Raw genomic sequence first — 26,513 nt, forward strand, 5'->3', positions numbered from 1 at the left:
AGAGGAAAACATGGCCCCCCACGAAGCGATGAGCGAGATTGCCGCCGAGGCGAAGACCTGGCGCCGTAAGCTCCACCAATATCCCGAACTGCTCTTCGACCTGCCGAAGACCTCGGCCCTGGTGGCCGAAAAGCTGAAGGAATTCGGCTGCGACGAGGTGGTGACCGGCATCGCCGGAACCGGCGTGGTGGGCGTCATCAAGGGCAGGCTCGGGGCGGGAAAGACGCTCGGTTTCCGTGCGGACATGGACGCCTTGCCGATGTCCGAGCAGACCAACCTGCCGCATGCCTCCAAAGTCGCGAACATGATGCATGCCTGCGGCCATGACGGGCATACAGCGACGCTGCTCGCTGCCGCCAAGCATCTCGCCGCCACGCGGGATTTCGCGGGCGCGGTCGTGGTCATCTTCCAGCCTGCCGAGGAGGGCGGCGCGGGTGGCCGGGTGATGATCGAGGAAGGCCTGCTCGAACGTTTCGGCATCGACGAGGTCTACGGCATGCACAACCAGCCGGGCCTTGCCGTCGGCTCCTTCGCCATCCGCCCCGGCCCGATGCTGGCGGCCGGTGACCGTTTCGTCGTGACGCTCAACGGCCGCGGCGGTCATGCCGCCTATCCGCATACGACCCGCGATCCGCTGCTTGCCGGCACCCATCTCGTCGGCGCGCTGCAGACGATCGCCTCGCGCTACACCAATCCCTTTGACCCGGTCGTGGTGTCCGTCACCTATTTCAGCGCCGGCAATCCGAGCGCGCTCAACGTCATTCCGGCCTCGATCCGGATCGGCGGCACGATCCGCACCATCGATCCAGAAACCCGCAAGTCGGTCGAAGGCCGGTTCCGCGACATCGTCAATGCCTCGGCCGCGCTTTTCGAGGCGGAGGCCGAAATCGAATGGCGCGCCGGTTATCCGGTCACCGTCAACGATCCCGACAAGACGAAGGTCGCGGTTGCGGCGGCGAAAAGCGTGGCGGGCGAGGAAAGGGTCAACGACGACTGGCCGCGCACCATGGGTTCGGAGGACTTCTCCTACATGCTGGAAAAGCGCCCCGGCGCGATGATCTGGCTGGGCAACGGCGATTCCGCCGCGCTCCACAATCCGGCCTACGATTTCAACGACGACGCCATCATCCACGGCATGCAATATTGGGCGGCGCTCGTCGAAGAACGTCTGAAGCCGGGCGTCTGATCATGCAGCAGGCCGAAATCGAAACGGGCATACGCCTCTCTTTCGAGAAACTGGTGGCGCTTCTCGCGCGCATCTTCATCCGCAACGGCGTCTCGCCGGAAAATGCGGGAGTCCTGGCGGAAAACTGCGCTTCCTGCGAACGCGACGGATCGTTCAGCCACGGCATCTTCCGCATTCCGGGCTATGTCTCGTCGCTGAAAAGCGGCTGGGTGGACGGCGCGGCGGTGCCGGCGGTCGAGGATGCCGGCGGAGCCTTCATCCGTGTCGATGCGCGGAACGGTTTCGCACAGCCCGCCCTGATGGCGGCGCGCGACCTTTTGATCGGGCGGACGAAGGAACACGGCATCGCGCTCCTGGCGCTGCGCCGGTCGCACCACTTCAGCGCGCTCTGGCCGGATGTCGAGCCGTTTGCGGACGAGGGGCTGGTGGCGTTGAGCTTCGTCAACAGCATGGCCTGCGTCGTGCCGCATGGCGGCCACAAGGCGATCTTCGGCACCAATCCGATCGCCTTTGCCGCCCCCCGCCGCGATGAGCCGCCTTTCGTTTTCGACCAGGCATCCAGCGCGCTCGCCAATGGCGACGTGCAGATCGCCGCCCGCGAAGGACGCTTGCTCGAACCCGGCATGGGCGTCGACAGGAACGGAGAGCCGACCCGAGATCCGAAGGCCATCCTTGATGGCGGTGCGCTTCTGCCTTTCGGCGGTCACAAGGGCGGGTCCATCGCCCTGATGGTCGAAATCCTGGGCGCGGCGCTGACCGGCGGCTATTTCTCCGGCGAGTTCGACTGGAGCGAGTTCAAGGGCGCGCAGACGCCGAAGACCGGCCAGCTCTTCATCGTCATCGATCCGGAACGCGGCGGCAACGATGTCTTCCGCGACCGCGTTTCGGAGATTTCCGCCCTCGTGCGGGAAGCGGGTCAGGAACGGCTGCCCGGGGACAGGCGCATGCAATCGCGCACCCGGTCGATGGCCGGGGGCATCGTGCTCAGCCAGGCCAATTACGACATGCTGCGAAGCTATGTCTGACGTGAGGATTTGAGATGCGGTCGTCGAAAGTGATCCATGTCGTCAGTTGCCATGCGGAAGGCGAGGTGGGCGACGTGATCGTCGGCGGCGTGCTGCCGCCGCCAGGCGAAACGCTCTGGGAACAGTCCCGGTTCATCGCCCGCGACGAGACGCTTCGCGATTTCGTGTTGAACGAACCGCGCGGCGGCGTCTTCCGCCATGTCAATCTTCTGGTTCCTCCCAAGGACCCCAGGGCGCAGATGGGCTGGATCATCATGGAACCGGCGGACACGCCGCCCATGTCCGGTTCCAATTCGATCTGCGTCTCGACGGTCCTTCTCGATACCGGCATCGTCCCCATGCAGGAGCCGGTGACGAAAATGGTTCTGGAAGCGCCGGGCGGACTGGTGGAAGTCACGGCGGAATGCCGGAACGGCAAGGCGGAGCGAATTCAGGTGCGCAACGTGCCGTCCTTTGCCGACAGGCTCGGCGTGCCGCTCGATGTGCCGGGCATCGGCAGGGTGACGGTCGACACGGCTTATGGCGGCGACAGTTTCGTCATCGTCAATGCCGAGGACCTCGGTTTCAAGATCAGGCCTGAGGAGGCGCGCGCGATTGCCGAGATCGGTGTGCGGATCACCAGGGCGGCGGATGAGCAGATCGGTTTTTCGCATCCGGAAAACCCGGATTGGGACCATTTCTCCTTCTGCCAGATCGCCGCACCGGTGAAACGCGACAACGGGGTCCTCACGGGTGCGAATGCGGTCGTCATCCGGCCCGGCAAGATCGACCGCTCGCCGACAGGCACGGGGTGTTCCGCGCGCATGGCGGTGCTGCATGCCCGCGGAGAGATCGCTGTCGGCGAAACCTTCGTCGGCCGGTCGATCATCGGCTCGGAATTCCGCTGCTCGATACAGTCGGAGACGACCGTCGGCGGCCGTCCGGCGATCTATCCGTTGATTTCCGGCCGTGCCTGGGTGACCGGCACGCATCAGCTCATGCTGGACCCGTCCGATCCCTGGCCGGGCGGCTATCGGCTTTCGGATACCTGGCCGGACATCGTCTGAGCGGGACCGAATCCGCTACTTTCCGCCGACCAGCTTCGGAGAAGGTCCGAAAGCCTTGCCCGGTCATCGGCATCGAGGCAGGGCAGGCCGGGAATCCGGACCTCGCCCACGGCGAGCCCCATGATGCTGACGGCTTCCTTCACCACGGTCACGTTGGCGCCGTTGCGGTATTTCGTGCGCATGCGTTCGAAAGGCTCGATGAGGTCGATGATCCTGCGGGCCTCGGCGAAGTTTCCGGCTTCCAGCGCGGCATGGATGGCGAGCGAAAACTGCGGCGCGACATTGACCAGGCCGGACGTGAAACCGCGCGCGCCGGCCGCGGTAAAGGCCGGCGCCCAGCTTTCCGCCAGGCCGCAGACGAAGAGCGCGTTGCCGGGATCGGAGGCCGCGATGGACCGCGACAGCAGGAGGATGTCCGTCGTCGCGAACTTGATGCCGGCGATGTTGGGATGGCTCGCCAGCCGCAGCATGTCGTCGAGGCTGAAGCCTTCGGCACGGACATAGGCGACGAGCGGCAGCGGCGAGGCCTCCGCAAGCCCGCGGAAGTAGTCGATCTGCGCCGCCGGTGCGGCGAAGGGGTCGACGGGCTGATGGGACATCACGGCCGAGGCGCCTGTTGCCTTTGCGGTTTTCGCCATGCCGATCGCCTCGCGCAGCGAGCGGCCGACGGCGGCCGTTACCGGGGCTTTTCCGTCCGCACCGGCGACGGCCGCTTCGGTGACGGTGCCGATCTCGGAAGGTGTCAGGGTATAGAACTCGCCGGTATTGCCCGCCGCCACGATATTGTGGATTCCGGCTGCCGCAACCCGTGCGTAGACGGTCCTGGTGATCCGGAGATCGACTTCGCCGTCGGCGCCGTAAGCGGTGATCGGCACGCCCGAGATACCTGTCAGCACCTTGCGGAATTCCTGGATATTCATGGTTCTTCCCTCTCCTGGGTTCGGGAGATGATCGGTTCAGATTGCGAAACGGTGGACCGGCGTGCCACGAATGCCGGTCTCGAAGGCGAGCACCGTCCCGTGCTCGAAAACACCGTTGTTGTCGGTCGAAAGGGTGGTCACGTAGATCGTGCCGAGGTCCGGGCCGCCAAAACAGGGCATGCTTGGACCCTTCGCCGGCATCATGTAGGCTTCGATCACCCCGCCCTCCGGCGAAAGCCGGTTGAGCCGGCTGCCCTGCTGCCCGGCAATCCAGTAGAAACCGTCGGCATCCATGGCGGCGCCGTCCGGCCGGCCTTCCTCGGGTGTAAAGTCGTGCAGGCGGCGGGGCGCGCCGGTCGCCCCTGTCTCCGGGTCGAAATCGAAGACCTGGGCAAACAGCCCGCTGCTGTCCGAATGGTACATGGTCCGGCCGTCCGGGCTCCAGGCGAGGCCGTTGGAGGTCATCATGTTCCCCTCGATGATCGTCGCGAAGGAGCCGTCCGGCATGACCCGGTAGAGGCGCGCATTGCCAGTCTGGGGGATCGCTTCGTCGCGCGTGCCGATCCAGAAGCAGCCGTCGGGCCCGACCTTTCCGTCGTTGAGCCGGCTATCGGGGCGTCCGTCGTCCGGGTCGCAGAACAGTTTCAGCGCGCCGGTCCTGGGATTCATGAGGTGCACGCCGTTCTCCAGCGCGACGGCGACATCGTCGCTCTCGCAGAGCGCCAGGCAGCCGATTTTCACCGGCATGTCGAAGCGGTCCACCCTGCCATCGGCGCGAAGGCGGATGGCCGCGGGGGCGAGGATATCCACGAGCCAGAGATCGCCGGTCCGGTCGTCCCAGGTCGGCGATTCCCCCACCTTCAGGGGGAAGTCGATCACGCGGCGAACCTCGGGGATGATGATCCTGGTCCCGTTCACGATACAGTCCCCGCGGGTACGACCAGACCATCGCCGTCACGCAGCCGGATCTGTCCGTCATGGTCGGGCTCGCAGAAACCGCCGCCCTGGAAGAAAGCGGCGACGGCGCCTTCGTTCGCCTGTTCGATGCGCAGATGCTCGCGGGCATCGTCCTGCGGCCGGTAACCCAGGCGTTCGGCAAGCTCGTCCCGCCACCAGCCTGCGTCGGTGCGGGACATGCCATAGACGACGGCGGCGGCGATATCGGGGTGCGTGAGGCCGATCTTCACCAGTTGCCAGAGATCGCGGCCGCTGATCCAGATCGCCGCGGAGCGTTCGCTGGTGGGATAGGTCGCCGCATTGCCGATGCGGATCGACAGCGTGCGGATGCCGGCCGTATCGTAGTAGAGGCCCGCCACGAGCTCGCCCCAGCATTTCGACAATCCGTAGCGGCTGTCCGGCCGCGGAACGTCGAGCGGCGTGATCGTCCGCGACCGGGGATGGAAGCCGGTGGCGTGATTGCTGGAGGCGAAGACGACGCGGGAGACGCCGTTTGCCCGTGCCGCCTCATAGAGATTATGGGTTCCGAGCACGTTGGTGCGCAGGATGTCGCCGATCTCCGCTTCACGCGGAATGCCGCCGAGATGGATGACGCCGTCCATGCCTTCCAGCGCCTCGCGCATGGCACGGGCATCGGCCAGGTCCGCTTCGAGGAAACTCTCGTTGGCCGCCAGGTTTCCCGGCGCTTTCAGGTCTATGAGCCGCAGATGCTCCGCCTCGGGGCAAAGAAACGCCCTGAGCTGCGAGGCGATATGGCCGGCGCCGCCCGTCATCGCTATCCGTTTCAAGATCCTCCTCCTCCCCGGCGCCTCCCTGCGCCGTGTCCGGAACTAACCTCCCACGCCCTGGAACATGCGGGCGCGTGCGTTCAGGATATGGGTCTTCATCGCGTCATGTGCTTCCGCTTCCCGACGCGCCAGGATGGCCTCGACGATCGCGGTGTGCTCATCCTGGACGTGGCGGACATGCAGCGGCGTCCGCTTCAGGCTGAGGCTGCGCGTCACCGACATGCCGATCGCGAAATGCGGCCTGAACCAGTCGCGCACCGTGACGTGGAACTGGTTGCCCGTCGCGGCGGCGATCGCATCATGCAGCGCCTGGTCCTCCTCCGCCCCGAGTTCGCCCACCTGGAGACAGTGTTCCAGCGCCGTCAGGGCCGCGGTGATGCGGATCTTGTCGTTGACCTGCCAGTTGCGGGCTGCAAGTTCCGCCGCCTCCGCTTCCAGTCCGGCGCGGAATTCGAAGAACCGCTGCACGTCGGCGAGCGAACCCACCGGCACCTGCTTCAGCACCGAGGAATCGGGCCGCTGCCGGACATAGGAGCCGGAACCCTTGCGCGAGACGATCAGCTGGTCGGCCCGCAGCCGTTCCAGCGCCTCGCGCACGACAGGCCTGGAGGCTCCCAGCATGATGGCGAGATTGGGCTCGGACGGAAGCCGTTCGTTGACGGGAAAGCGGCCGTCGGCGATCATCCCCACGATCTTCTCGTAGATGATGTCGCTGAAGCGAGGCTCGGCCTTTGCGGCCGCTATCACGCCGGTTTGGTCCATCAACGTCCCTTTTCACGTCTCCATTCGCGGAACTCGGCTTCGGCCTCCGGTCCGGGCGGGTAGAGCCCGAAAATTCCGCGTCCCGCCTTCACGCGTTCCTCGACGAAATCCTCGAAGGCCGTCTGTTCGACGGCCTCGTCGGCCACCTCTTTAGCCATGGCCGCCGGAATGACAACCACTCCCTCGTCGTCGCCGACGACGATGTCACCCGGATAGACGGGAACGTCGCCGCAGCCGATCGGCTGGTTGATGTCGAGCGCGTGGTGGCGGATGAGGTTGGTCGGCGCGGACGGCGCGGCATGATAGGCCGCGAACGGCAGTTTGGCGATATCCGGCGTATCGCGGAAGCCGCCGTCCGTCACCACGCCTGCCGCGCCGCGCATATGCAGCCGGGTCATCAGGATGGCGCCGGCCGAAGCCGCGGTGGAGTCCTTGCGGCTATCCATCACCAGAACGTGCCCGGGCGGGCATTCCTCGATCGCGCGCCGCTGCGGATGGGTGCGATCGGTGAAGACGCCGACATGATCGATATCCTCCCGCGCCGGAATGTAGCGCAGGGTGAATGCCGGCCCGACAAGCCGGGGCGCATCCGGGTTGATCTTGTGGATTCCATGAATGAACACGTTCCGAAGCCCGCGCTTCAGAAGGATGGTGGTCAGTGTGGCGGTCGAAACTCCCTTGAGCTTTTCCCGCGTTTCCTCGGTGAATGTCATCCGTCTCCTCCCAATGCGGTCATGCGTCCGCTTTTGCGTAGAGCTATTTAATCTGTAAAAATCTGTCAATACTTGTAATCATCTGAAAAGCGGCTTATGGTCCCCCTGCCCATCGGACGGAGGTCCGGGGCAATGGCGGCTGGGAGGCCGCGCGAGCCGTCCGGTGGTTTCGGCCGGGGACCGGGTTCGGGTCTGGAGGACATGGGAGGAGGATCAATGCGCGACGATGAATTCATTTCTGCCGGCGTAACCCGCCGGACGTTTCTGGCGGGTGTCGGCGGTGCCGTGGCCCTGTCCGTGGCGGGCGGCGGCGCTAGCGCGGCCGGTGGCAAGGAGGCGCCTCAACTGGCCGCGCTCGTCAAGGACGGAAAGCTGCCGCCGCTCGCCGAGCGGCTGCCGCAAAATCCGATGGTCGTGAAGCCTTACGAAAAGATCGGCGCCTATGGCGGCACGCTGAGGCGCGGCCTGCGCGGCTCGTCGGACCATAACGGCATCCTTCGCATGGTCGGCAATCAGGGCCTCGTGCGCTGGAACCTGGAATTCACCGAGGTTCTGCCGAACCTTGCCGAGAAATGGGACGTCAACGCCGACGCGTCGCAATTCACCTTCCATCTTCTGAAGGGTGCGAAATGGTCCGACGGCCACCCGTTCACTGCCGACGACGTCGTCTTCGCCATCGAGGATGTCGTCAAGAACAAGGAACTCTACAGCGCCACACCCGCGCAGATTTCCGTTGCCGGGAAGCCCGTGACCGTCGAGAAGATCGACGACTATACGGTGAAGTTCACGTTTGCGGCGGCGAACGCCCTCTATCTGGAGAACCTGGCCACACCGCTCGGCCAGCACCCGACGCTTTTCGCCAAGCACTACTGCAGCAAGTTCCTGCCGAAATACAATCCGAACCTCGACGCCGAGGTGAAGGCCGCCGGGGCGGCGAGCTGGACGGAGCTCTTCCGGGCGAAATGCGGCGACATCGAAATTCCCTCGCGCTGGGCCAATGCCGACAAGCCGACGCTCGATCCCTGGGTGATCAAGGAGCCCTATTCGGGCGGTGCGACCCGCGTGGTGATGACCCGCAACCCGTATTTCTGGCAGGTGGACACCGAGGGCAACCAGCTCCCCTACATCGATGAACTGAATTTCGGCATTTCGCAGGACGTCGAATCGCTGATGCTCAATGTCATCTCGGGCAAGGTCGATATCCAGGAACGTCATATCAACAGCCTGGCGAACAAGCCGACGCTCTCCCAGAACATGCAGAAGGGTGACTACCGGCTCCTGTCGCTGGTTCCTTCCGCGGCCCAGCAATGCTCCCTCTACCTGAACATGACCCACAAGGACCCGGCCCTGCGCAAGATATTTGCCGACAAGTCCTTCCGCCAGGCGCTGTCGATCGGCATCAACCGTCAGGAAATCATCGACATCGTCTATTTCGGCCAGAGCGAGGGCTACCAGACCGGGCCGCGACCCGGCCATCCCTGGTATCATGAGAAGCTGGCGCGGCAGTTCACGGAATACGATCCCGACAAGGCCAACGCCATGCTGGACAAGGCCGGCCTCGACAAGAAGAACGGCAGCGGCATCCGCCTGCGTCCCGATGGGCAGCCGGTCTTCTTTGCGATCGATGTCATACCGACGCTCTATCCGGATCTTGTCGACGTGCTGGAACTGGTGAAAGCGCATTGGGTCCAGATCGGCATCGACGTGAAAGTCAACACGATCGAACGCGCGCTTTATTATACGCGCGGCGACGACAATGCCCATGACGCCCAGGTCTGGCCGGGTCCGGGCGGCCTCGATCCGATGCTCGACCCGCGCGATTTCTTCGCCTTCCATCCGCAGGGCTCGCGTTACGCCATCCCGTGGACGCTCTGGTACACCTCGAACGGCGCCAAGGGCGAGGAGCCCCCGGAAAGCCAGAAGAAACGGATGAAGCTGTTCGACGACGCCCGCTCCACCGCCGATCTCGACAAGCGCGGCGCGATCATGAAGCAGATCTTCGATCTTGCTGCGGAGGACTTCGAGGTCATGGGGATCTGCCTTGCCGTCGGTGGTTTCGGCGTGATCCGCAACAACCTGCGCAACGTGCCGGAAAAGCAGCCGGACAGCTGGTCCTGGCCCAATCCCGGGCCGGCACTGCCGCAGCAGTTCACGTTCACGAGCTGATCTGTCTCGCCGGTGCCGCCGGCCGTTCCGGACGGCGGCACTCCTCCAAGTCCCGTTGCATGCATGCCTTGCGAAAGCGCCTGCTTCGCATCGGCATGCCGTGCAATCCGAATTGCGAGCATCCCATGCTGAATTTCGTCGTCAAACGACTTCTCTGGATGATCCCGTCGTTGTTTGCGGTCAGTTTTCTGGCCTTCGTGCTGATCCAGCTTCCCCCCGGCGACTTCGTCACGACCTATATCGCCACCCTCGCGTCATCCAACGAGGTGATCGACCAGAACACCGCGGCGCAATTGCGTGAACGGTTCGGGCTCGACCAGCCGATGCTGGTGCAATATCTCAAATGGATCTGGGGCATCGTCACCCGGGGTGATTTCGGCATTTCGTTCGAATGGCAGCAGCCCGTTTCCGGCCTCATCTGGGAGCGCATGGCGCTGACGCTGGTGCTCGCGCTCGCAAGCCTGATCGCCACCTGGGCGCTGGCGCTGCCGATCGGCGTCTATTCCGCCGTGAGGAAATATTCGATAGGCGACTATGCATTCACCGCCTTCACCTTCTTCGGCCTTTCCATCCCTTCCTTCCTGCTGGCGCTGGTCCTGATGTATGTGGCCGCCGTCGAATTCGGCGCGGATGTCGGGGGCCTCTTCTCGTCGCAGTATGAGACCGCTCCATGGAGCATCGCCAAGATGTTCGACCTCCTCAAGCATCTCTGGCTTCCGGTTGCGATCCTCGCGGTGTCTTCGACGGCGAGCCTCATCCGCGTCATGCGCGCCAACATGCTCGATGAACTGCCGAAACCCTATGTGACGACGGCGCGCGCCAAGGGGCTCTCCGAATTCCGGCTGCTGGTCAAATACCCGCTGCGCATCGCGCTCAATCCGTTCATCTCGACGATCGCCTGGCTTTTGCCGAACCTGATTTCCGGTTCGGTCGTGGTGGCGATCGTGCTGAACCTGCCCACCGCAGCGCCCCTGCTTCTCCAGTCGCTGATGGCGCAGGACATGTACCTCGCCGGAGCGTTCGTCCTGCTGATCTGCGCCCTGACGCTGATCGGTTCGCTGATCAGCGACATCCTGCTGGCGCTGGTCGATCCGCGCATCCGGCTCGAATAGGAGGGCGACATGGCCGACATCGCCATCACCAACATCCGCCCCGACCGCGCTGCCGTCGCCTCGCAATGGCAGCTCATCTGGTGGGCTTTCAAGCGGCACCGGCTTGCCATGGCCGCGCTCTTCGTCACGGTTGCGATGTATGTCGTCGCCGTCCTGCCCGGTTTCTTCGCCGTCAACGATCCGATCGCCCAGAATGCGCGCGCGACCTTCCATCCGCCGCAGCGCATCCATCTCTTCGACACCACCAACGGGTTAGAATTCGGACTGCATTATTATCCGCTGAAGCTGACGCGCGACCCGAACACGCTTGCCGCGATCTTCGTGGAAGACACGGCGAGGAAGATACCGATCGAGCTTTTCGGGCGCGGTTATACCTATTCCGTGCTCGGCCTGTTCGAGAGCGATATCCATCTCCTGGCGACGACGGACAAGACCAGGCCGCTCTTCCTGTTCGGCGCCGACCGGCTGGGCCGGGATGTCTACAGCCGCACGGTGCAGGGGGCCCAGGTGTCGCTGTCGATCGGTCTCGTCGGCGTCTTCCTGTCGCTTCTGCTCGGCATCGTGCTCGGCGGCATATCGGGCTATTATGGCGGCCGCATCGATTTCGTCCTGCAGCGGGTGATCGACTTCGTCCTGTCGCTGCCGACGATTCCCATCTGGCTGGCGCTTGCGGCCGCCCTGCCGCAGGGCTGGCCGGCCACGCTGCAATACATGATGATCACCATCATCCTGTCCTTCACCGGCTGGGCACAGCTTGCCCGCGTCGTGCGCGGCCGGTTCCTGTCGCTCCGCACGGAGGAGTTCGTGGCCGCCGCGCGCCTCGACGGCGTGCCCGAGGGCCGCATCATCTTCCGGCACATGCTGCCGAGTTTCGCGAGCCACATCATCGCCTCGATGACGCTTGCCGTGCCGGCCATGATCCTTGCCGAGACGTCGCTGTCCTTCCTCGGCCTCGGCCTGCAGCCGCCGACGATTTCCTGGGGCGTGCTGCTGCGCGAGGCGCAGAACATCCGCTCCATTGCCACCGCGCCCTGGCTGTTCATGCCGGGCCTTGCGGTCGTCATCGCGGTCATGGCGCTCAACCTCTTCGGCGACGGTCTGCGCGACGCGGCCGATCCCTACAACAAGTGAGGCGCCGATGACCGATATCCTGTCCATCGCACCCCGTCCTTCGATGCCGATCAGCAAGCCGCTGCTCGAAGTCAGGAACCTGGTCACGGAGTTTCCGCTGCGTACGGGCGTCTTCCGCGCGGTCGACGACCTGTCCTTCTCGATCGAGCCGGGCAAGACGCTCTGCGTGGTCGGCGAGAGCGGGTCGGGCAAGTCGGTGACGGCCCGCTCGATCCTGCAGATCGTCGACGCTCCCGGCCGGATCGCTTCCGGCTCGATCCTGCTCAACCGGCAGGACGGTTCCTCGCTCGACCTCGCCCGGCTCGATCCGCGCGGCAAGGCGATCCGCGCGGTGCGCGGCCGCGACATCGCCATGATCTTCCAGGAGCCGATGTCGTCGCTCTCGCCGGTGCATACCGTCGGCGACCAGATCACCGAAGTGCTTCGCCTGCATCTCGACATGAGCAAGGCGGAAGCGCGCCAGGAGGCGATCTCGCTTCTGCGGCAGGTCGAGATCCCCGATCCGGAAATGGCGCTGGATCGCTACGCCTTCCAGTATTCGGGCGGCATGCGCCAGCGCGCCATGATCGCCATGGCGCTTGCCTGCAAGCCGCAGCTTCTCATAGCCGACGAACCGACCACCGCCCTCGATGTCACGACCCAGGCCGAAATCCTCGACCTGATCTCGCGGCTCCAGAAGGCGCACGGCATGGCCGTGCTCTTCATCACCCACGACATGGGCGTCGTCGCCCAGATCGCCGACGACGTTCTCGTCATGCACCATGGCGTGATGAAGGAATACGGCCCGGTCGACGAGATTTTCCATGCGCCGAAGGACCCTTACACGAAGATGCTGATTGGTTCGGTCCTGAAGCTGGAGCAGAAGGCGGAGATCAGGCTGGCCCGCCCGCCGCTCGACACCTCCGTCGACCCGATCCTCGATATCCGCAACCTCTCCATGCATTTCGGGCAGATGAAGGCGCTGGACAGCGTGTCGATCGCGCTTCTTCCCGGCGAGACGCTCGGCATCGTCGGCGAAAGCGGTTCGGGCAAGACGACGATGGGCCGCTCGATCATGCGCCTCTACGATCCGACCGCCGGCGAGATGTATTACCGCCGCGCCGACGGCACGATGGTCGATCTCGCCACGCTTGGGGGCGCTGAGCTGAAGGCCGCGCGGCGCGAATTGCGCATGGTCTTCCAGGACCCGTTCGGTTCGCTCAATCCGCGCATGACCGTCGCCCAGGTGATCGGCGAGCCGCTGCTCGTCAACGGGATCGCCCGGGGCAGGGAGCTTGATGAGCGCGTCTGCCACCTGATGGAGCAGGTCGGCCTTGACCCCGCGACACGGGAGCGTTATCCGCACGCCTTTTCCGGCGGCCAGCGCCAGCGCATCGGCATCGCCCGGGCGATCACGCTCAACCCGCGCGTCATCGTGGCGGACGAGGCGACCTCCGCCCTGGACGTCTCCGTGCGTTTCCAGGTGCTCGATCTCCTGATGCGGCTGCAGGATCAGCTCGGCCTCGCCTATATCTTCATCAGCCACGATATCGGCGTGATCCGCTACATGTGCGACCGGGTCGGCGTCATGTATCGCGGCAGGCTCGTCGAGGTGGGAGAGGCCGACAAGGTCTGCAACGCGCCCGACCATCCCTATACGCAGGCATTGCTCTCGGCCATTCCGAGGCCGGACCCGCGCGACCGCGACCGATCGAGGCGGTTCCGCTACATCGAACCCAGCCCCCATATCGAAATCAGCAACGTCAAGAATGGAAGTTCTGCACGATGAAGATCACAGGAATACGCACCTTTCTCATGCACGCGGGCCAGCCCGACCGTTCGAAATGGGCGTCCGATGGCCATGCAAGCCATGTCACCCAGCACAAGCTCGAAGGCACGCGCAACTGGCTCTTCCTGAAGATCGAGACGGACGAGGGCATCACCGGCATCGGCGAATGCTCCGGCTGGCCGCGGGTGATCGAGACGGCCATCAAGGATCTCGCGCCCCTTCTGATCGGCGAGGACCCGGCCCATATCGAAAAGCTGTGGCAGAAGATGGCGATCGCCATGATGGGCCACGGCATGCTCGGCACGGTCGGCGGCGGCGCCATGACCGGCATCGACATGGCGCTCTGGGATATCAAGGGCAAGGCGCTCGGCGTGCCGGTCTGGAACCTGCTCGGGGGCAAGGTCCGCGACCGCATCCCGATCTATTCGCATGCCAATACGGTGGAACAGGCCCTTGCGGTGAAGAACCGCGGCATCAAGGCGCTGAAATGCGGCGGCGTGTCCGATCCGGTCCGCAAGGTCGACATGCTGCGCGAGGCGGTGGGCGACGAGATGGATATCGCGATCGACCTGCACGGCCCGCCGTGGATGACGCCGGCCGACGCCTGCCGCCTCGTGCGCAAGCTCGAACCCTATGAACTGCTCTGGGTGGAGGACCCGATCGCGCCTGACAATGTCGAGGGTTACCGCCGCATCCGCGATGCGGCCCATATCCCCCTCGCTTCCGGGGAGCGCACCGCGACCATCTTCGGCGAACGTCAGCTCATCGAGGAGGAACTGGTGGACGTCATCCAGCCGGATACGGGACGCGCCGGCGGGATCACCCAGATGAAGAAGATCGCCGCCATGGCGGAAGCCCATCATATCCAGATGGCGCCCCATTCCGGTTCGCTCGGGCCCGTCGCGGAATATGCCGCGCTGCATGTCCTGGCTTCGATCCCGAACGCGCTCATCCTGGAACGGATCGACGACGACTGGGAAGGACGCCAGCACGTCGTCGTGCCGCATCCGGTCCAGGAAGGCGGATCGATCGCGGTCCCGGATGCGCCGGGTCTCGGCTGCGATATCGACGAGGAATTCGTCGCCCGCTTCCCGAGCGATGGCAACGTCTCGGTGCCGGTTCAGGAGAGCGGGAAATCCTACAATCCCGGCACCTATGGCGAACGCCTCTATGTGCAGACGCGCCTGTCGCGCCGCCATTACTTCAACACCTGAAAGGCAGGGCAGAGATGAAGATCGATCGGATGCGGGTCTTCATGACCCGCGACAAGGACCGGCCGCGCGTCATCGTCGCGCTCGATACCGACGATGGCCTGACCGGCTGGGGCGAGTGCTACAATCATGGACCCGACAAGGCGCTGCCGCCGTTGCTCGATTATCTCTACGGCTTCGTCGCCGGGCAGGACCCGACGCGGGTGGATTTCCTCGTCAACCTGATGATCCAGCAGAGCCGGTTTCCCCCCGGCGCGCTGGGGCTGGCGGCGATTTCCGGCCTCGACCATTGCCTTTGGGACCTCGCGGCGAAGGCGGCCGGCGTGCCGGTCTACAAGCTGCTGGGCGGTGAGGTGCGCGACAGGGTGAAGGTCTATGCAGGTGTCTATACGGCGCCCGATGCGCCGGCGGCGCGCGACGAGCTCGACCGGCTGAACGAGGGCTGGGGTTTCACCGCCTTTAAGCTCAGCCCCTGGCGGATCGACATGCACGCCAACCGCTGGGGCAATGTGGTCAGGGCTTCGGCCGATTACTTCCGCCAGCTGCGCGAGACCGTGCGCGACGACTACGAGATCGCCTTCGACGCGCATGCCAAGATCTATGAGCCGGCGGCGGCCCGCCAGCTCGGCAATGCGCTGGCGCCCTACGATCCGCTGTTCTTCGAGGAACCGCTGAGACCAGAGAACATCGAGGCCTGGGGGGAACTCAAGCAGGGGCTTCAATGCACGCTGGCGACGGGCGAATCCCTCTACAGCCGCTATGAATTCCTGCGGCTCCTGCAGGTGAAGGGCACCGATCTGATCCAGCCGGACATCTGCGTGGTCGGCGGGATAACGGAAATGAAGCGGATCGCGACGCTCGCCGAAGCCTTTTATGTCGGCATTGCGCCGCATAACCCGATGGGACCGCTGGCGACCGCGGTCAACGTGCACTTCTCCGCGGCGCAGCAGAACTTCAAGATCCTGGAATACCGGCTGCCGAAGGGGCAGGCCTATGTCTATGGCGGCACGGAGATCGAGAAGCGGGAGGATACGACCCGTTATGTCGTCGATCCCTACCTGCCGAAGGATGGCTATCTGGAGCTCCGGCCGGATCGTCCCGGCTGGGGCGTCGAGATGGACGAAAAGGCGATGCGGGAGGATGGTTACGTCCACTGGCAGCGGCGCGTGCCGAAGCGGCCGGACGGCTCCTATGCCTTCGCCTGACTGGCGCAAGATCAGGAGCGGGCGTCTGGAAGCCCGCTTCCTTCCCGAAAACGGCGGGCGGATGACCCATCTCGTCCACGACCGCCTCGGCGATATCCTGGTCCCGACCGCGGAACCGGGATTCGATCCGCTGAACTGGCCGAAGGCCGGCGCCTATCCCCTGTTTCCCTATCACAACCGGCTCGTCGGGGCGGCTTTCACGCATGAGGGGCGGCGTCACGAGGTCCTGCCGCATCCGCTGCTGGTCACCGATGCCCAGCACGGTCCGGCCCACCGGCGGCCCTGGCATGTCGTCGCGCAGGAGGCGGACAGGATCGAGCTTGCCGTGGACTACGGGGCCGATGCGGACTGGCCGTTCGATTTCCGCGCCGTCCAGCGCTTTGCGCTTGATGGCGATCGCCTTGATGTCGAGCTGTCTATGGCCAATACGGGAGACCTCTCCATGCCGGGTGGTTTCGGCTGGCATCCCTATTTCGCGGCCGGCCTCGACAAGGCGGTTTCGTGCGACGCGTCAGGGATCTGGCCGGTGAACGAAACCGGCATTCCGGCCGGCGGCGTGTCGCCGGCGTCACGAACGGACGGGGAGCCGTCCCCCCGTGAAGGCTTCACGGTTTTTCTCTCCGGTTGGCGCAGCGCCGCCGCTGTCCTGAATGGCGGAGCCCGCATCACGCTCACCGCAGGCCCCGAATTGCCGCATGTCGTGGCGCACCGGACAGCCGGCTATGTTTGTCTGGAACCCGTTTCCCATGTGGCGGGGGCCTTCGGTTTTCCGCCCGGGGAACAGGCGGCGGCCGGGCTTTTCGTGCTTCAGCCGGGGGAGGCGCGGTCGGCCCGGCTTTCGCTCCATGTGGAGGGCGCTCTACCCCATTGAATCGACGCATCGTGCTTTCCGAAAATCGATTCCGATTTTCGGGCCGATGCTGCAGGCCGTGCCGGGGGCCGGATGCCCGCTCAGGCTTTTTCCACCGCGCTTGCCGGCTGCATCTTCACGAATGCCGTAAGGTCGTTCTCGTCGAGCGTTTCCTTTTCGAGCAGGAGCCGTGCCGACTGCTCCAGCGCATTCCGTCGTTCCGTCAGGATGGCCACGGTCCGGTCGAAGGTCTCGTCGACGATCCGGCGAACCTCCTCGTCCACGGCTGCGGCGGTTTCGTCCGAATATTCGTGTTCCTGCGGTCCGTAATAAGGCTGGTCGGTGGCGAGGAAGGAGCGCCGGTCCTTTTCCAGCGCCACATGTCCGAGCTTCTCGGTCATGCCGTAGCGGGTGACCATGGCCCGGGCGATGTCCGTCACCTTCATCAGGTCGTCCGCCGCCCCCGTTGAAAGATGGTGATAGACGATCCATTCCGCCGCCCGGCCCCCGAGCAGCACCGCCATCTTGTTTTCCAGCTCTTCCCGGGTCATCAGGAAGCGGTCTTCGGTCGGCCGCTGGATCGTATAGCCGAGCGCGCCGATGCCCCGCGGGATGATCGAGACCTTGTGGACGGGGTCGATGCCCGGCAGCGCCATGGCGACGAGCGCATGCCCCATCTCGTGATGAGCGACGATCTCGCGCTCCTTGGGATTGAGCAGGCGGTTGCGTTTTTCCAGCCCCGCCACGATCCGTTCGATCGCGTTGTTGAAATCGTCCATGGTGACGGCATCCGCCTTCCGCCGGGTGGCGAGCAGCGTCGCCTCGTTGACGAGATTGGCAAGATCGGCGCCGGTGAAGCCGGGCGTGAGCGCGGCGATCTGCCCGACATCGACTTCCGATGCCAGCTTCGCCTTTTTCAGATGCACGTTGAGGATCTGGATGCGGCCGACCTTGTCGGGCCGGTCGACCAGGACCTGGCGGTCGAAACGGCCGGCGCGGAGCAGGGCGGGATCGAGAATTTCCGGCCGGTTGGTGGCCGCAAGCAGCACTAGTCCCGCAGACGAATCGAAGCCGTCCAGTTCCACCAGAAGCTGGTTCAGTGTCTGCTCCTTCTCGTCGTGGCCGCCGGCCATGGGCCCTATGCCGCGGGCGCGCCCCAGGGCGTCGAGTTCGTCGATGAAGATGATGGCCGGGGCCTTGGCGCGCGCCTGTTCGAAGAGATCGCGGACGCGGGCGGCCCCGACGCCGACGAACATTTCCACGAATTCCGAGCCGGAGATGGAAAAGAACGGCACCGCGGCCTCGCCGGCCACGGCTCTCGCAAGCAGCGTCTTGCCGGTTCCGGGCGGGCCGACGAGCAGCACTCCCTTCGGCATGCGTCCGCCGAGCCGGCCGTAGCCGACCGGGTCCTTGAGGAAATCGACGATTTCCTTGAGCTCGTCCTTCGCCTCGTCGACACCGGCCACGTCCTTGAACGTCACGCCGGTATCGGACTGGACATAGACCTTGGCGCGGCTTTTGCCGATCTGCATCAGGCCGCCGCCGACACCTCCGCCCATCCGCCGCAGCATGAACATCCAGACGCCGACGAAAAGCGCCACGGGAATGACCCAGGAGAGGATGTCGCGCAGGAACGTGCTTTCGATCTGGCCGGTCACCACCACGCCATGCTGCTGGAGCTGCTGGGCGAGATCGGGCTGGACGCGCGTGGTGATGAAATAGGGGCGCTCGTTCTGCGGTTCCTTGTAGCGGCCCTGGATATAGTTGTCGGAAACGGCGACCTCCGCGATCTTGCCGTCCCTCACATCGGTTTCGAACTGGCTGTAGGGTATCTGGGCCACCTGCGTCGCGGTGGTGAAGACATACTGGAACAGCAGAAGGCCGAGGAAGGCAGCGGCCCAATACCAGATATGGAACTGTGTCTTCTTGTTCATGGCCATGCTTGCTCCTGCTTACCCCGAACCGAACGGCCGGCGCGCCGCCCGTGGCTAATCTAGGAACATTCCGGAGAATTATCCACACGATCGCGACGAAGATGGAATGCGGACATTCCGGTGCGGCGCTCCTCGCAATGGCTGCCGCTTCCAGGCGCCCTCAAATGCGGCGGGATGACGGGCGGTGGCTCGGTGTTGCACTTGCTCCGCCTGTGATAGGGTCGCGCAGGCCCATCCCCAAGCGAAAGACACGGCATGCCCGTTCAGCGTATCAGTTTTTATGTGCTCCTGGTCCTGGTGAGCATCGCATTCATTGCCGTCGTCCTGCCCTTCTATTCCGCGATATTCTGGGCCGTTGTGCTGGCCATCGTCTTCTTTCCCCTGCATGCCAGGCTGGAAGCCGGGCTCGGCGGGCATTCGAATGTCGCCGCCGCGCTTTCCGTCCTGGTCTGCCTCTGCCTCGTCATCATTCCGGGGCTGATCGTCCTCAGCTCCCTCCTCCAGCAGGGCAACAATCTCTATCAGCGCATCGACAGCGGAGAGATCGATATCCGGCTTCTTCTCCAGAAGCTGCAGGAGAGCCTGCCCGTTTACATCCAGGACCGGATTCGCACGCTCGAGCTGAACGGCTTCGACGAGCTGCGGAACCGCATCTCCGGCGCACTCATGCAGGGCGGCAGCTTCTTTGCGGGACGGGCCCTGAGCCTGGGGCAGAACACGCTTCAGTTCTTCGTCGCCTTCGGCGTGATGCTTTATCTTCTGTTCTTCCTGTTCCGTGACGGGCGCTCGCTTGCCCGGATCATCAGGAGGGCTCTTCCGCTCACCGATGCGCATACGCGCCAGTTCACGTCCAAATTCACGTCGGTGATCCGGGCGACGGTCAGGGGCAATATCATCATCGCTATCCTGCAGGGAGCGATCGGGGGCGTCGCCTTCTGGGCATTGGGCGTGGAGCCGGCCTTGCTCTGGGGCGTGCTGATGAGCTTCCTCTCCCTGCTTCCGGCGGTGGGCGCCGCACTGATCTGGGTGCCCACGGCGGCCTATCTGGCGCTCTCCGGCTTCTGGATCAAGGCCGTCGTCCTGGTTCTGATCGGCGTCCTTGTGATCGGTCTCGTCGACAATCTCCTGAGGCCGCCGCTGGTCGGCAAGGAAACCAAGATGCCGGATTATGTGGTGCTGATCTCCACCATCGGCGGCATTTCGCTGATCGGCATCAACGGTTTCGTCATCGGCCCGCTGATTGCGGCCCTCTTCATCGCCGCCTGGGATATCTTCGTGGAGGAACAGGGCAAGCCGGGTGGCGAGGCCGGCTGATCGGGCGGCGACCGGCGCTCATGCCTAGCGCAGTTTGTAGGGCGTGGTTTCGCGCATGTTGTGGTCGACCGAGATCCGGCGGCGGAAGGGCGGCACCGCCCGGCTCGTGCAGTTCGGCCGCTCGCAGATGCGGCAGGATATGCCGATCGGGTCGAAACCTGCGCGATCGGCCAGGTTGAGATCGTCCGCGTAGACGAAGGCTTCCGCATAGGAAACCTCGCAGCCGAGCGCCAGCGCATAGACCGGCTGGTGCGTCCGGAAGCCGCCTATGCCCTTGCTCACCTGGGTGGCGAGACAGAGATAGCGTATGCCGTCCGGCGTCTCGGCGAGCTGGCGGATGATGCGGCCCGGCGCCTCGAAGGCCTGGTGCGCGTTCCAGAGGGGACAGGCCGCGCCGAAGCGGGCGAATTGCAGCTTGGTCGCGCTGTGCCGCTTGGTGATGTTGCCGGCCCGGTCGATCCGGGCAAAGAAGATCGGCACGCCCTTGAGGCCCGGCCGCTGGAGGGTGGAGAGCCGGTGGCATACCTGTTCCAGCGACGCGCCGAAACGGGCCGCCAGAAGCTCGATGTCGTGCCGGAGCTCCCGCGCCGCCTTCAGGAAGGTTTGGTAGGGCATCATGAGCGCGCCGGCGAAATAGTTTTGAAGGCCGATGCGGCAGACATCCGCCGCCTCCTCGGTGCGGAAGCCGGCGCTGCGGATGATCGTATCGGCAAGGGCGCCGGCATGGAGCTGGGCGATCTGCACCGCCACCTGGAAAACGCGGGTCTGCACCGGCGCATAAGGGTTCAGCGTCAGCACGCGGGAGGCCGGATCGTAATGGCGGATGGTGTGCGTCGGCATCGGGCCGTGCACCACGCGGACGCCGAACTGCCTCTCCACATATTCCGTCAGGATCGGATGGCTGTCGGCGGCCGGCAGGCCGAGATCGTGCGCCAGCTTTTCCGCGGCGGTATCGAGGTCGTGGAGATAGTTGTCGACGAAGTGAAAGAAGTCCCGCACCTCGTCATAGGGCGTGGTTTCCGCAGCGGCCGCCCGCCCCAGCCTGTCGTCCATGCTGGCGAGCTGCTCGCCGTTGCGGCGGTAGGCCTGGTGACAGGCGATCAGCGCATGCGCCAGGCCCGGCGCGTTCTGGGTCACCAGCTTCAGTTCCTGCAGGCTCGGCGCATAGGCCTCGAACAGCGGATCGGACAACGCTTCGGCCAGCGCCGAAAGGAGCCGGTCCGTTTCCCCGGTCGAAAGTTCGGATATGTCGAGCTGGAACTTGTCGGCGAGCGCCAGCAGCACGGCGGCCGAGACCGGCCGCTGGTTGTTCTCGATCTGGTTGAGATAGCTGGTGGAGATGCCGATGCGTTCGGCGAACTGGCTCTGGGTCGCATTGCTCGCGGCCCGCAATTCCCTTACCTTCCTGCCGATAAAGAGCTTACCGATTGCCATGTTCGCAAATTCGCATTTTTGAGTTTGCGATTTTATAATTCCACATATGCACGCGTTCAATGCTTTTCTGGAACATGGCGACAGGATAAGAAAAAATCGAAGTATCCGGGAGTGATCATGCGGGCAGTTTTGGGTGAGGTCGAGAGGCGTCGGGCGGAAGCCCGGCTCGGCGGGGGTGAGAAGCGCATCGCGGCACAGCATGCCAAGGGCAAGCTGACGGCGCGCGAGCGCATCGAGGTGCTGCTGGACGAGGGCTCCTTCGAGGAGTTCGACATGTATGTCACCCACCGTGCGGTGGATTTCGGCATGGCCGGTGAGAAGGTCGCGGGCGACGGCGTCGTCACCGGCTGGGGCACGATCAACGGCCGCCAGGTCTACGTTTTCTCGCAGGATTTCACCGTCCTCGGCGGCTCCCTCTCCGAGACCCATGCGCAAAAGATCTGCAAGATCATGGATATGGCGGCGCGCGTCGGCGCCCCCGTGATCGGGCTGAACGATTCCGGCGGCGCCCGCATCCAGGAAGGCGTCGCCTCGCTCGCCGGCTACGCGGAAGTCTTCCGCCGCAATGCCGAGGCCTCCGGCGTCATCCCGCAGATTTCCGTCATCATGGGGCCCTGCGCCGGCGGCGCGGTCTATTCCCCGGCCATGACCGATTTCATCTTCATGGTGCGCGACAGTTCCTACATGTTCGTCACCGGCCCGGATGTGGTGAAGACCGTCACCAACGAGATTGTCACGGCGGAGGAACTCGGCGGCGCCCGCACCCATACGCAGAAGTCGTCCGTCGCCGATGCTGCCTTCGAGAACGATATCGAGGCGCTTGAGGCGGTCCGCCAGCTTTTCGATTTCCTGCCGCTGAACAACCGCGACAAGGCGCCGGTACGGCCCTTCCACGACGACCCGGCCCGCATCGAGAACCGGCTCGACAGCCTCATCCCCGACAGCCCGACCAAGCCTTACGACATGAAGGAGCTGATCCTGGCGATTGCCGACGAGGGCGATTTCTTCGAGATCCAGGAAGCCTACGCGAGGAACATCATCACCGGCTTCATCCGGCTCGAAGGCCAGACGGTCGGCGTCGTCGCCAACCAGCCGATGGTGCTGGCCGGCTGCCTCGACATCGATTCCTCGCGCAAGGCCGCCCGTTTCGTTCGTTTCTGCGACGCCTTCTCGATCCCGATCCTGACGCTGGTCGACGTGCCGGGCTTCCTGCCGGGCACGGCGCAGGAATATGGCGGCGTCATCAAGCACGGGGCCAAGCTGCTTTTCGCCTATTCGGAAGCGACGGTTCCGATGGTGACGCTGATCACGCGGAAGGCCTATGGCGGCGCTTATGACGTTATGGCCTCGAAACATATCGGCGCCGACATAAATTACGCCTGGCCGACGGCCGAGATCGCGGTCATGGGCGCCAAGGGCGCGACGGAGATCCTCTACCGTTCGGAGCTCGGCGATCCGGAGAAGATCGCGGCGCGCACCAGGGAATACGAGGAGCGCTTCGCCAATCCCTTCGTGGCGGCCGAGCGCGGCTTCATCGACGAGGTGATCATGCCGCATTCCTCGCGCCGTCGCATCGCCCGCGCCTTCGCCTCGCTTCGCAGCAAGCAGGTCACGACGCATTGGAAGAAGCACGACACGATTCCGCTGTGAGGACGGAGGAATAGCCATGGCCAATCTTCCCGACATGACGAAACATCGGGGCTTTCCCTCCGGCATGCCGGGCACGGGAATCCAGTTCGTCATCCGCCGCGCGAACCCGAAGGGCGTGACGCCGATCAAGGCCCTTCCCCGTCGTGCCCGGCCGGGCTCCCAGGAACATCGGGTCGACGCGGCCTTCCTGCATGCGCTCTGGCACCATTTCGGGGCTGAACCCTTCGAGCGCGGCAATCTGGACGCCGCGCGGCTGAGCCTGCTTTTCGGGCGCGAGGTCGTGGCCGCGGAGAAGGATTTCGATCCGCTGTCCTATGAGGCGCTGCTGGTGATCAACGAGAAGACCGCGCGCCAGAGCTTTCCGGAATCTTTCGAAGACGTGATGGAGGTCTAGGGCGATGCGGGAGAAAATCGTCGTCGCTCATCCTCTCAAGGCGAGCATGAGCCGGCTTTTCGATCCGGAGCGCTGGCTCCGGAAAAGACTGGAAAGGCAAAGGGCGCGCCATGCGTCTGGCAATGACCGTCGCAAGCCGAAGCTGACGCCGGAGGAGGCGCGCCGGGATCACTGGCAGATGCTGCGGTTCATGGGGCTTCACGCGCTTGCGGGCATTCTGATCGGCGCGGGCACCGGCATCGCGCTCATCCTGCTCGATATCGGCGGCCTCGGCACCCAGGTCTCCCGTGCGGCCAACCCGGTCCTTCCCGTTCTCCTGGTGATCGTTCCCTTCGCCTCGATCTTCGGCGGCGCGGCTGCGGCTTCCGCCATTCTCACCCTTCCCTATGAAAAGAAATACCGCGACGACGAAGACGATCGCGATTCCGGAAACTGATGTGATGTTCAAGAAAATCCTGATCGCCAATCGTGGGGAAATCGCCTGCCGCGTCATCAAGACCGCGAGGAAGATGGGTATCGAGACGGTCGCCGTCTATTCCGATGCCGATCGCGACGCGCTGCATGTGCGCATGGCCGACGAAGCCGTGCATATCGGCCCGGCGCCATCCTCGCAGTCCTATATCGTCATCGACAGGATCGTCGATGCGATCCGCAGGACCTGCGCCGACGCCGTCCATCCGGGCTATGGCTTCCTGTCGGAAAACGCCGCCTTCGCCGCCGCGCTGGAAAAGCAAGGCGTCGCCTTCATCGGCCCGCCGGTGAAGGCCATCGAGGCGATGGGCGACAAGATCACCTCGAAAAGGATTGCGGCCGAAGCGGGCGTCAGCACCGTGCCCGGCCACATGGGCCTCATCGAGGATGCCGACGAGGCGGTGAGGATCGCGTCTTCGATCGGTTATCCGGTGATGATCAAGGCGTCGGCCGGCGGTGGCGGCAAGGGCATGCGCATCGCCTGGAACGACGCCGAGGCCCGCGAGGGCTTCCAGTCCTCGAAGAACGAGGCGAAGAGTTCCTTCGGCGACGACCGCATCTTCATCGAGAAGTTCGTGACCGAGCCGCGACATATCGAGATCCAGGTGCTCGGCGACCAGCACGGCAACACGCTTTATCTCGGAGAGCGCGAATGCTCCATCCAGCGGCGAAACCAGAAGGTCATCGAGGAGGCGCCGTCGCCTTTCCTCGACGAGGCGACGCGGCATGCGATGGGCGAGCAGGCCGTGGCGCTCGCGAAGGCCGTCGGTTATTTCTCCGCCGGCACGGTGGAATTCATCGTCGACGGCAAGCGCAATTTCTACTTCCTCGAAATGAACACCCGCCTGCAGGTCGAGCATCCGGTGACGGAACTGATCACCGGCATCGACCTTGTCGAGCAGATGATCCGTGTCGCGGCCGGGGAAAAGCTCTCGTTCGGCCAGGATGGCGTGAAGCTCAACGGCTGGGCGATCGAAAGCCGGCTTTATGCGGAGGACCCCTACCGCAACTTCCTGCCCTCGATCGGCCGGCTTGTCCGCTATCGGCCGCCCGTGGAGGGCCGGCGGGATGACGGTGTCGTCGTGCGCAACGATACCGGCGTCTTCGAAGGCGGCGAGATTTCCATGTATTACGACCCGATGATCGCCAAGCTCTGCACCTGGGCGCCCGGGGGGGCGCCAGGCGAAAGCGCTTCGGCGCGCCTGAAGGCGATCGACGCCATGGGCGCTGCGCTGGACGATTTCGAGGTGGAGGGCATCGGCCATAACCTGCCCTTCCTCTCGGCGGTCATGGGCCAGGAGCGGTTCCGCGCCGGCCGGCTGACCACCGCCTATATCGCCGAGGAATTTCCGGAGGGCTTTTCCGGCGTTCAGCCGGACGATGCTTCGGCCGGAAAGCTCGCCGCCATCGCCGTCCTGATCAATCAGGCCATCCAGGAACGGGCGGTGCAGATCTCCGGCACGATCGGCAATCACCGCCGCGTCGTCGGCAAGGAATGGATCGTCACGCTCGCCGGCTTCGAAAAGCCGGTCGCGCTCGAAACGACCTCCGACGGAGCCGTCATCGTCTTTGCGGACGGAACGCGGCTTGCGGCCGCGAGCGGCTGGCTGCCGGGCCAGAGCCATGCCGCCTTCCATGTCGGCGGCGAGGTGATGGGCGTGAAGGTCAATCTCGTCGGTCAGGCCATCCGGCTCCGCTGGCGGGGCATGGATGTCGCCGCCCGCGTCCGTTCTCCGCGTGTCGCCGAGCTTGCCCGGCTGATGCCGGTGAAACTGCCGCCGGATACGTCCAGGATGCTGCTCTGCCCGATGCCCGGCGTCATCACGTCGGTCGCGGTCAAGGCGGGCGATGCGGTGGAAGCCGGCCAGACGCTGGCGACCGTCGAGGCGATGAAGATGGAAAACGTGCTGAAAGCCGAGAGACAGGGCGTCGTCAAGCGTGTCGCCGCGGCGCCCGGCCAAAGCCTCGCGGTGGACGAACTGATCATGGAATTCGAGTAGAGGAGGATGTCTTTATCCCTCACCCTCTCCCGGTCGGGACGGGGAGAGGGTGCCGGCAGGCGGACGAAGGGCAGGGAAGCGGGGACAAGATCGGAATGCCTCATGATATGAATCAGGATGCCTCATGATATGAATCAGGGGCTTGCGTGAAATTCCGGCTCTCATCATACCCGTGATTCTTTTATGCACCATGCTTTGTCCGTCCCGCTCTCGGATACACCAGGAGGCGTTCTGGCGAGGCGGGGTCGGCGCGGGGCGTGAGGGGAAGACGCAGAACCTCATCCTCCGGGTCCGCGGAAAATGGTCTCCCTCCGGCGACGTGGGGGCGGGTGAGACGCGGTCGGACCGACGTCTCGTTTCGCTTCCTTGCATTGTGCGCCGGGCGTGCCTGTGAGGCATTGGAGGGTGACGGGACAGCGCCATGCGGCGTCCGGGGGTTTTTCCTGAAAGCCCGGCCGCGCGGCGCAGGTGGAAGA

Annotated in this window: 22 protein-coding genes; 15 read left to right on the forward strand and 7 right to left on the reverse strand. The window is 64.6% G+C overall.

The window, feature by feature from the left end; translation table 11 throughout:
- Positions 1 to 10: 10 nt before the first annotated feature.
- From ACFFP0_RS10710 to ACFFP0_RS10720, 3 genes are read left to right on the forward strand one after another with little or no spacing between them, the layout of a single operon-like run.
- On the forward strand, positions 11 to 1,186 hold the full coding sequence (locus ACFFP0_RS10710) for a M20 aminoacylase family protein (protein WP_377260201.1): 1,176 nt from the start codon (positions 11 to 13) through the stop codon (positions 1,184 to 1,186).
- Positions 1,187 to 1,188: 2 nt separating this feature from the next.
- Positions 1,189 to 2,211 (forward strand): Ldh family oxidoreductase, encoded by a 1,023-nt coding sequence (locus ACFFP0_RS10715; protein WP_377260203.1) that lies wholly within the window; start codon positions 1,189 to 1,191, stop codon positions 2,209 to 2,211.
- Positions 2,212 to 2,225: 14 nt separating this feature from the next.
- Positions 2,226 to 3,257 (forward strand): trans-3-hydroxy-L-proline dehydratase, encoded by a 1,032-nt coding sequence (locus tag ACFFP0_RS10720; RefSeq protein ID WP_377260205.1) that lies wholly within the window; start codon positions 2,226 to 2,228, stop codon positions 3,255 to 3,257.
- Here ACFFP0_RS10720 and ACFFP0_RS10725 read toward each other — a convergent pair.
- The 5 genes from ACFFP0_RS10725 to ACFFP0_RS10745 are packed head-to-tail and all read right to left on the reverse strand — an operon-like array spanning position 3,221 to position 7,397.
- Positions 3,221 to 4,177, reverse strand: coding sequence for a dihydrodipicolinate synthase family protein (locus ACFFP0_RS10725; protein WP_377260207.1), 957 nt, complete (start codon positions 4,175 to 4,177; stop codon positions 3,221 to 3,223). The genes ACFFP0_RS10720 and ACFFP0_RS10725 overlap by 37 nt on opposite strands.
- A 36-nt stretch (positions 4,178 to 4,213) precedes the next feature.
- On the reverse strand, positions 4,214 to 5,095 hold the full coding sequence (locus ACFFP0_RS10730; protein ID WP_377260209.1) for an SMP-30/gluconolactonase/LRE family protein: 882 nt from the start codon (positions 5,093 to 5,095) through the stop codon (positions 4,214 to 4,216).
- Complete coding sequence (locus tag ACFFP0_RS10735; protein WP_377260211.1) at positions 5,092 to 5,922, reverse strand: NAD-dependent epimerase/dehydratase family protein; 831 nt, start codon at positions 5,920 to 5,922, stop codon at positions 5,092 to 5,094. Before ACFFP0_RS10735 ends, ACFFP0_RS10730 begins: the two co-directional genes overlap by 4 nt.
- A gap of 42 nt (positions 5,923 to 5,964) precedes the next feature.
- Complete coding sequence (locus tag ACFFP0_RS10740; protein WP_377260213.1) at positions 5,965 to 6,684, reverse strand: FadR/GntR family transcriptional regulator; 720 nt, start codon at positions 6,682 to 6,684, stop codon at positions 5,965 to 5,967.
- A complete protein-coding gene (locus ACFFP0_RS10745) occupies positions 6,684 to 7,397 on the reverse strand; it encodes a ribonuclease activity regulator RraA (RefSeq protein ID WP_377260215.1) in 714 nt (237 codons plus the stop codon). Before ACFFP0_RS10745 ends, ACFFP0_RS10740 begins: the two co-directional genes overlap by 1 nt.
- A gap of 216 nt (positions 7,398 to 7,613) precedes the next feature.
- Between ACFFP0_RS10745 and ACFFP0_RS10750 the strand changes: the two genes are divergently transcribed.
- From ACFFP0_RS10750 to ACFFP0_RS10780, 7 genes are all read left to right on the forward strand, one after another.
- Positions 7,614 to 9,563 carry an ABC transporter substrate-binding protein gene (locus ACFFP0_RS10750; protein WP_377260217.1) on the forward strand — a complete coding sequence of 650 codons (1,950 nt, stop codon included), beginning with the start codon at positions 7,614 to 7,616 and terminating at the stop codon, positions 9,561 to 9,563.
- A gap of 125 nt (positions 9,564 to 9,688) precedes the next feature.
- Positions 9,689 to 10,675, forward strand: a complete 987-nt coding sequence (locus tag ACFFP0_RS10755) for an ABC transporter permease (RefSeq protein ID WP_377260219.1) — start codon at positions 9,689 to 9,691, stop codon at positions 10,673 to 10,675.
- 9 nt (positions 10,676 to 10,684) lie between these two features.
- A complete protein-coding gene (locus tag ACFFP0_RS10760; protein WP_377260221.1) occupies positions 10,685 to 11,806 on the forward strand; it encodes an ABC transporter permease in 1,122 nt (373 codons plus the stop codon).
- Positions 11,807 to 11,813: 7 nt separating this feature from the next.
- Positions 11,814 to 13,574 carry an ABC transporter ATP-binding protein gene (locus tag ACFFP0_RS10765; protein WP_377260223.1) on the forward strand — a complete coding sequence of 587 codons (1,761 nt, stop codon included), beginning with the start codon at positions 11,814 to 11,816 and terminating at the stop codon, positions 13,572 to 13,574.
- On the forward strand, positions 13,571 to 14,788 hold the full coding sequence (locus ACFFP0_RS10770) for a mandelate racemase/muconate lactonizing enzyme family protein (RefSeq protein WP_377260225.1): 1,218 nt from the start codon (positions 13,571 to 13,573) through the stop codon (positions 14,786 to 14,788). The genes ACFFP0_RS10765 and ACFFP0_RS10770 overlap by 4 nt, the downstream gene beginning before the upstream one ends.
- Before the next feature lie 14 nt (positions 14,789 to 14,802).
- Positions 14,803 to 15,990 carry a galactarate dehydratase gene (locus ACFFP0_RS10775; RefSeq protein ID WP_377260227.1) on the forward strand — a complete coding sequence of 396 codons (1,188 nt, stop codon included), beginning with the start codon at positions 14,803 to 14,805 and terminating at the stop codon, positions 15,988 to 15,990.
- Positions 15,977 to 16,861, forward strand: coding sequence for an aldose epimerase family protein (locus tag ACFFP0_RS10780; protein WP_377260229.1), 885 nt, complete (start codon positions 15,977 to 15,979; stop codon positions 16,859 to 16,861). The genes ACFFP0_RS10775 and ACFFP0_RS10780 overlap by 14 nt, the downstream gene beginning before the upstream one ends.
- Positions 16,862 to 16,941: 80 nt before the next feature.
- On the opposite strand, the gene ftsH is transcribed toward ACFFP0_RS10780, so the two are convergent.
- Complete coding sequence (gene ftsH, locus ACFFP0_RS10785; protein WP_377260231.1) at positions 16,942 to 18,780, reverse strand: ATP-dependent zinc metalloprotease FtsH; 1,839 nt, start codon at positions 18,778 to 18,780, stop codon at positions 16,942 to 16,944.
- 249 nt (positions 18,781 to 19,029) lie between these two features.
- On the opposite strand from ftsH, the gene ACFFP0_RS10790 reads away from it, so the two are divergent.
- On the forward strand, positions 19,030 to 20,088 hold the full coding sequence (locus ACFFP0_RS10790) for an AI-2E family transporter (protein WP_377260233.1): 1,059 nt from the start codon (positions 19,030 to 19,032) through the stop codon (positions 20,086 to 20,088).
- Positions 20,089 to 20,112: 24 nt separating this feature from the next.
- Here ACFFP0_RS10790 and ACFFP0_RS10795 read toward each other — a convergent pair whose 3' ends face one another.
- A complete protein-coding gene (locus ACFFP0_RS10795; protein WP_377260235.1) occupies positions 20,113 to 21,522 on the reverse strand; it encodes a helix-turn-helix domain-containing protein in 1,410 nt (469 codons plus the stop codon).
- 117 nt (positions 21,523 to 21,639) lie between these two features.
- Between ACFFP0_RS10795 and ACFFP0_RS10800 the strand changes: the two genes are divergently transcribed.
- From ACFFP0_RS10800 to ACFFP0_RS10815, 4 genes are read left to right on the forward strand one after another with little or no spacing between them, the layout of a single operon-like run.
- Entirely contained in the window at positions 21,640 to 23,172 is a 1,533-nt protein-coding gene (locus tag ACFFP0_RS10800) for an acyl-CoA carboxylase subunit beta (protein WP_377260237.1), read from the forward strand.
- 16 nt (positions 23,173 to 23,188) lie between these two features.
- Complete coding sequence (locus ACFFP0_RS10805; protein WP_377260239.1) at positions 23,189 to 23,566, forward strand: hypothetical protein; 378 nt, start codon at positions 23,189 to 23,191, stop codon at positions 23,564 to 23,566.
- 4 nt (positions 23,567 to 23,570) lie between these two features.
- Positions 23,571 to 24,002: a hypothetical protein gene (locus ACFFP0_RS10810; protein WP_377260241.1), complete on the forward strand. Its 432-nt coding sequence runs from the start codon at positions 23,571 to 23,573 to the stop codon at positions 24,000 to 24,002.
- Positions 24,003 to 24,006: 4 nt separating this feature from the next.
- On the forward strand, positions 24,007 to 26,037 hold the full coding sequence (locus ACFFP0_RS10815; protein WP_377260243.1) for an acetyl-CoA carboxylase biotin carboxylase subunit: 2,031 nt from the start codon (positions 24,007 to 24,009) through the stop codon (positions 26,035 to 26,037).
- Positions 26,038 to 26,513 lie beyond the last annotated feature (476 nt).

The organism is Neorhizobium puerariae (assembly GCF_042429745.1).
Taxonomy (GTDB): Bacteria; Pseudomonadota; Alphaproteobacteria; order Rhizobiales; family Rhizobiaceae; genus Neorhizobium; species Neorhizobium puerariae.

Bases quoted from the DNA above. Each gene is read 5' to 3' on its own strand.
- ACFFP0_RS10710 (WP_377260201.1), top strand. From the start codon at position 11: ATGGCCCCCCACGAAGCGATGAGCGAGATTGCCGCCGAGGCGAAGACC.
- ACFFP0_RS10715 (WP_377260203.1), top strand. From the start codon at position 1,189: ATGCAGCAGGCCGAAATCGAAACGGGCATACGCCTCTCTTTCGAGAAA.
- ACFFP0_RS10720 (WP_377260205.1), top strand. From the start codon at position 2,226: ATGCGGTCGTCGAAAGTGATCCATGTCGTCAGTTGCCATGCGGAAGGC.
- ACFFP0_RS10725 (WP_377260207.1), bottom strand. From the start codon at position 4,177: ATGAATATCCAGGAATTCCGCAAGGTGCTGACAGGTATCTCGGGCGTG.
- ACFFP0_RS10740 (WP_377260213.1), bottom strand. From the start codon at position 6,684: ATGGACCAAACCGGCGTGATAGCGGCCGCAAAGGCCGAGCCTCGCTTC.
- ACFFP0_RS10745 (WP_377260215.1), bottom strand. From the start codon at position 7,397: ATGACATTCACCGAGGAAACGCGGGAAAAGCTCAAGGGAGTTTCGACC.
- ACFFP0_RS10750 (WP_377260217.1), top strand. From the start codon at position 7,614: ATGCGCGACGATGAATTCATTTCTGCCGGCGTAACCCGCCGGACGTTT.
- ACFFP0_RS10755 (WP_377260219.1), top strand. From the start codon at position 9,689: ATGCTGAATTTCGTCGTCAAACGACTTCTCTGGATGATCCCGTCGTTG.
- ACFFP0_RS10760 (WP_377260221.1), top strand. From the start codon at position 10,685: ATGGCCGACATCGCCATCACCAACATCCGCCCCGACCGCGCTGCCGTC.
- ACFFP0_RS10765 (WP_377260223.1), top strand. From the start codon at position 11,814: ATGACCGATATCCTGTCCATCGCACCCCGTCCTTCGATGCCGATCAGC.
- ACFFP0_RS10770 (WP_377260225.1), top strand. From the start codon at position 13,571: ATGAAGATCACAGGAATACGCACCTTTCTCATGCACGCGGGCCAGCCC.
- ACFFP0_RS10775 (WP_377260227.1), top strand. From the start codon at position 14,803: ATGAAGATCGATCGGATGCGGGTCTTCATGACCCGCGACAAGGACCGG.
- ACFFP0_RS10780 (WP_377260229.1), top strand. From the start codon at position 15,977: ATGCCTTCGCCTGACTGGCGCAAGATCAGGAGCGGGCGTCTGGAAGCC.
- ftsH (WP_377260231.1), bottom strand. From the start codon at position 18,780: ATGGCCATGAACAAGAAGACACAGTTCCATATCTGGTATTGGGCCGCT.
- ACFFP0_RS10790 (WP_377260233.1), top strand. From the start codon at position 19,030: ATGCCCGTTCAGCGTATCAGTTTTTATGTGCTCCTGGTCCTGGTGAGC.
- ACFFP0_RS10795 (WP_377260235.1), bottom strand. From the start codon at position 21,522: ATGGCAATCGGTAAGCTCTTTATCGGCAGGAAGGTAAGGGAATTGCGG.
- ACFFP0_RS10800 (WP_377260237.1), top strand. From the start codon at position 21,640: ATGCGGGCAGTTTTGGGTGAGGTCGAGAGGCGTCGGGCGGAAGCCCGG.
- ACFFP0_RS10805 (WP_377260239.1), top strand. From the start codon at position 23,189: ATGGCCAATCTTCCCGACATGACGAAACATCGGGGCTTTCCCTCCGGC.
- ACFFP0_RS10810 (WP_377260241.1), top strand. From the start codon at position 23,571: ATGCGGGAGAAAATCGTCGTCGCTCATCCTCTCAAGGCGAGCATGAGC.
- ACFFP0_RS10815 (WP_377260243.1), top strand. From the start codon at position 24,007: ATGTTCAAGAAAATCCTGATCGCCAATCGTGGGGAAATCGCCTGCCGC.